At 60.2% G+C, this 5,617-nt stretch carries 2 protein-coding genes and 1 pseudogene; 1 reads left to right on the forward strand and 2 read right to left on the reverse strand.

Annotation, left to right across the window (positions count from 1 at the left end; genetic code table 11):
- Positions 1 to 205: 205 nt before the first annotated feature.
- The gene (locus tag BVER_RS27105) at positions 206 to 1,879 is read right to left on the reverse strand and encodes a long-chain fatty acid--CoA ligase (protein WP_050455895.1); all 1,674 of its coding nucleotides are present in this window, start codon (positions 1,877 to 1,879) and stop codon (positions 206 to 208) included.
- A gap of 138 nt (positions 1,880 to 2,017) precedes the next feature.
- Positions 2,018 to 4,093 (reverse strand): annotated as a pseudogene (locus BVER_RS27110) (molybdopterin-containing oxidoreductase family protein).
- Between the two features lie 163 nt (positions 4,094 to 4,256).
- Here BVER_RS27110 and BVER_RS27115 point away from each other — a divergent pair.
- Entirely contained in the window at positions 4,257 to 5,447 is a 1,191-nt protein-coding gene (locus BVER_RS27115; protein WP_050455896.1) for a M20 aminoacylase family protein, read from the forward strand.
- Positions 5,448 to 5,617: the final 170 nt, after the last annotated feature.

Genomic DNA, 5,617 nt, shown 5'->3' on the forward strand with positions numbered 1-5,617 from the left:
TGGCATGCCTCGCCTCACATAACCTCAACTTCCCGAACCGCCCGGTGCGGACCCGCACGCCGGGTGGTGTGGCAGGGTGGTGTGGCAGGGGACCGGCCAGCTTGCTGGCCGCCCCTATGCCGATTATGGTCGACGGGCCGCTTCAGATGCAAAAAAGCCTCCGCGTCCTTATCGGGCGCGGAGGCTTTTTCTTCTACGAGCGCGGTCAGACCGTGCCGTCGCGCAATTCCCGTCGCAGAATCTTGCCGACGTTGCTCTTCGGCAGATCCTTGCGGAATTCGATCATGCGCGGCCGCTTGTAGCCCGTCAGCCGCTCCTTGCAATACGCCATGACATCGGCTTCGGTCAGGCTCTGATCGCGACGCACGATGAACAGCTTCACCGCTTCGCCCGAGTTCTGATCCTTGATGCCCACCGCCGCGACTTCGAACACGCCCGGCAGCATCGCGACGACGTCTTCGATTTCGTTCGGATAGACGTTGAAGCCCGACACCAGAATCATGTCCTTCTTGCGATCGACGATCTTCACATAACCGCGCTCGTCGATCACGCCGACATCGCCCGAACGGAAAAAGCCGTCCGGCGTCACCACCTTGGCGGTTTCGTCGGGACGATTCCAGTAACCCGCCATCACTTGCGGACCGCGAATGCAGATTTCGCCGGGCTGGCCGAGCGGGACCTCGTTATTGTCGTCGTCGCGGATGGCGATTTCCGTCGACGGCAAAGGCAGGCCGATCGTGCCCGTATATTCCGTCGCGGTGACCGGATTGCAGGTCACGCACGGCGACGTCTCGGACAAGCCATAACCTTCGATGATCGGCACGCCCGTCGCCGAAAACCAGCGCTTCGCGACGACTTCCTGCACCGCCATGCCGCCGCCGTTGGCCGCGATCAGCTTAGAAAAATCGAGCTGCTTGAAGTCGGGATGGTTCAGCATCGCGTTGTACAGTGTGTTGACCGCCGGGAACGTGTTGATCGGAATGCCCTTCAATTCCTTGATCGTTCCGGCGATATCGCGCGGATTCGGAATCAGCACGCCGAGGCCGCCGGTGCGGATCGTCAGCATGCCGCAGACGGTCAGCGCGAAGATGTGATACAGCGGCAAGGCCACCACGCAGACGAACTGATCGATATCGGGACGGCGCTTTCTGGCCGGATCGAGCCACACTTCCGACTGCAATACGTTCGCGATCAGATTGCGATGCGTGAGCGTCGCGCCCTTGGCAACGCCGGTCGTGCCGCCCGTGTACTGCAGGAACGCGACATCGTCGGGGCTCGGATCGTTGCGCTTGAGTTCGTGACGCGCGCCTTCGCTAAGTGCATCGTTGAAACGCGTGCTGCCCGGCAAACTCCATTCGGGCACCATCTTCTTCACGCGTCGCACGACGAGATTGACGATCAGCCCTTTAAGGCCCATCAAATCGCCCATCGCCGCGACGACGACATGCTTGATCGCCGTATTCCTGATGACGGCCTGCAGCGTGTGCGCGAAGTTTTCCAGAATGACGATAGCTTCCGCGCCGCTGTCCTTGAGCTGATGCTCGAGCTCGCGCGGCGTGTAAAGCGGATTGACGTTGACGACGATGTACCCGGCGCGCAGCACCGCCGCGATCGCGACGGGATATTGCAGCACGTTGGGCATCATCAGCGCGACGCGTGCGCCGCGCGGCAATCCCTTGAGTTGAAACCATGCGGCCAGACGTTGCGACATCTGGCCGAGTTCGGCGTACGTGATCGCTTTGCCCATGCACTGAAACGCGTGCCGATCGCGATTCTTGCGGAAGCTGTCCTCGAGCAACTCGGAAACCGACCGATAAGCCGACGCATCGATTTCCGCCGGCACGCCCTCGGGATAGGACTTGATCCAAGGTTTATCCATTGGGCGTCTCCTTTATACGATTTTAGAATGGTCGTGCGAAAACAGAATCCTAGCCATTCGTTCCGGTTCCCACAACTGGGTTAGACGCCACTCGGCAAGCTTTATTGCGACTATTTTTTACGATCAAGTTGCGCAGAATCATCGATCCGTCGGCTCCACTTCGACAAGGCAGTCGTAAAACGTGGCCGATCCCCCGAGATCGGTCAGCGCCTGGCTGGTGACCTGATTGGCGTTGCGGCCATCGGGCGACAGCTTTTTCCACCAGATCGACAAGCCGACGACGACGCCCTCGCGCGCCCGGTCGGTCACGCGCGCCCGCGCTTCCATCGATCCGCGATCGTTAAAGATTCGTACGATCATACCTTCTTTGATGCCGCGGGCTTCGGCATCGGCCGGATGGATATCGAGATGCGGCTGGCCTTCGGTCGAACGCAAGCTTTCGACATTCACGAAGCTGCTGTTCAGGAAGTTACGCGCGGGCGGCGAAATCATCGCGAGCGGATAGCGAGCGGCGAGTTCGGGGGAACCGTCCGTCGACTCGTACGGCGGAAGGTAATCCGGCAACGGATCGAGCCCTTCGCGTTTCAGACGTTCGTTCGCTGTAGAACTCGCATTTTCCGGACGGCGTTCTGAAGCCGCCTTCGGCGAGCGGCGCTTGCGGAATATCGAGCTCGATCCAGCCCGACGCCTTCAGCGTGTTCCAGCTTTGGCCTTTGAGCGCGGGATCGTTCCAGCGAAACGCCTTCGATGCGAGCGATTCGTCGCTTTCGTACAGCGCGGGTTCGTTGAGATCCATCGCGCGCGCGATCCCGCGAAAGATATCCGTGTTCGGACGCGCGCCGGCGACCGGCTCGATGGCCGGCAGATTGGCCATCACATGCGTATGGCCGTAGGACTTGTGTACGTCGAGGTGTTCGAGCTGTGTGGTTGCCGGAAAAATCAGATCGGCATAGTCGGCGGTGTCTGTCTGGAAGTGTTCGAGGACGATCGTAAACAGATCCTCGCGCGCAAAGCCTGCCGCGACCTTCTCCGAATCCGGCGCAACGGCCACCGGATTCGAGTTGTAGACGATCAGCGCTTCGACCTTCGGCCCGAACGATTCGACGCCGGGATGCAGCAAGGCATCGCCGATCGCATTCATATTGATCACGCGCGGAAGTTTCGACGGCCATCCGGGCAGCAGATCGGGACGCTCGAGCGCTGCATTGTCGACCGGCGCCCAACCCGATGACGACAGCAAAAGCCGCCGGAACGCTCGCGCCATGCTCCTGTCAGCGACGCCAAACAAGCGACGGCGCGCACGGCGTTGCCACCGCCGCGCGTTCGCTGCATGCCGTAATTGAGGCGAATAGACGCTTTCTTCGTCGAACCGAAGGCGCGCGCGAGTTCGATCACCGTGTCCGCCGAAATCCCGCAAATCTGCGCGACGCGCGCAGGCGGATAAAGCGACGCGCGTTCGGCGAGCTCGTCGTAACCCAGCGTATGCGCATCGATGTAGGCGCGATCGACGAGGTTCTCGGCGATCAAGACGTGAATCATGCCGAGTGCGAGCGCGGCATCGGTGCCCGGCCGCAGCGCAATATGCTGATGGCATTTTTCCGCGCTCAGCGACTTGTACGGATCGATGGCGATCAGCTTCGCGCCGCGCCGCTTCGCCTCTTGCGCGAGTGTCCAGAAATGCAGGCTCGACGCGATCGGGTTCGCGCCCCAGATCAGGATGAGCTCGCTTTCCCGGAAAAACTCGACATTCATCCCGAGACTCGCGCCGTACGTATAGCGCAGACCCGCCGCGCAAATCGTCCGATCGAGCCGCGATGCACCGAGCACATTGCACAGGCGCGCCGCGATGCTTTCGCCCTGCACGAGTCCCATCGTGCCGGCGTAGCTATACGGGAGGATGGCTTCGGGCGCGCGGCGAGCGATGCTTTGAAGGCGCTCGGCCGCGATGTTCAACGCTTCGTCCCAGCCGATCGGCTCGAAACGCCCTTCTCCCTTTCGGCCGACGCGACGCAGCGGCGTCAGCAATCGATCCTTGTGATGCGTGCGCTCTGCGTATCGCGTGACTTTCGTACACAAGACGCCCTGCGTTGGCCGATGATCGGGATCGCCGCTGACCTTGACCGCTTTGCCGTCCTTGACCGTCACGCGTAACGCGCATGTGTCGGGGCAATCGTGAGGGCAAACGGCGCGGGCAAACTCGGCGGGGGCATTCATAGGAATTGGGATGAATCCAGGTAATGGACAGCAGATCACGGAATTCTATTACGGACGCAATGCGACGGACCGCTCGATGCATTAAATAGTGACGGCGTAGAATGAACCGGAAGACGCGTCGTCAATACGCGTGATCCGAATTCAAACGTGAGAGCAGTTCCAAATGAATCTGATCCCTGAAATCGAAGCATCACACGACGAAATCAAATCTCTCCGACGAAGGATTCATGCGAATCCCGAGTTGCGTTATGAAGAGGTCGGCACGGCAAAGCTGGTCGCCGAATCGCTGGAGCGTTGGGGAATCGAGGTGCATCGCGGACTTGGCAAGACCGGTGTCGTCGGCGTGTTGAAACGCGGTTCCGGCAAGGCGTCGATCGGCTTGCGCGCCGACATGGATGCGCTGCCGATCCACGAAATCAACACGTTTGAACATCGCTCGACCAACGAAGGACGCATGCATGCCTGCGGTCACGACGGTCACACGGCGATGCTGCTCGGCGCGGCCAAGCATCTCGCCGAGCACGGCAAGTTCGACGGCACGATCGTGTTCATTTTCCAGCCGGCGGAGGAAGGCGGCGCGGGCGCAAAGGCGATGATCGAGGACGGCTTGTTCGATCGCTTCCCCGTCGATGCGGTGTTCGGCATTCACAACTGGCCCGGCATTCCGGCGGGACATTTCGGCGTGACCGAAGGCCCGATCATGGCATCGAGCAACGAATTTCGCATCTCGATAGAAGGAACGGGATCGCACGCGGCCATGCCGAACAACGGGCACGATCCGGTTTTCACGGCAGTGCAGATCGCGAACGGATTGCAGAGCATCATCACGCGAAACAAGAAGCCGCTCGATACCGCTGTTTTATCGATCACGCAGATTCATACCGGCGAAGCGGTGAATGTCGTACCCGAAAAAGCGTGGATGGGCGGGACGGTGCGGACTTTTAAGGTCGAGGCGCTGGATCTGGTCGAAGCGCGCATGCGCAAAATCGTCGAAGCCACGGCCGCAGCCTACGACTGCGAAGCCGAAGTGCACTTCCACCGCAATTACCCCCCGACGGTCAACGGTGCCGAGCAGACTCGCTTTGCAGCAGAGGTGATGGCGGAAGTCGTGGGGAAGGACAAAGTGAACGCATCGGTCGAACCGACGATGAGCTCAGAGGATTTTTCGTTCATGTTGATCGAAAAGCCCGGCTGCTACGCGTTTCTTGGGAATGGCGACGGCAAGCATCGCGATTCGGGCCACGGGATGGGACCGTGCATGCTGCATAACGGCAGCTACGATTTCAACGATGATCTGCTTTCCGTTGGATCGTCTTATTGGGTGCGATTGGCCGAGCGGTTTTTGGCGCGTTGATTGGCGTGTCGCGTTGACGTTGGTTCTATTCTCTCAGACCGTAAACGCAAAAGCCCCAACTCGACGAGTTGGGGCTTTCACTTGCTTTCAGCATGAGGAGCCTGACGATTACCTACTTTCACACGGGTGATCCGCACTATCATCGGCGTGGAGTCGTTTCACGGTCCTGT

The sequence above is a fragment of the Candidatus Burkholderia verschuerenii genome, assembly GCF_001189365.1.
GTDB lineage: Bacteria > Pseudomonadota > Gammaproteobacteria > Burkholderiales > Burkholderiaceae > Caballeronia > Caballeronia verschuerenii.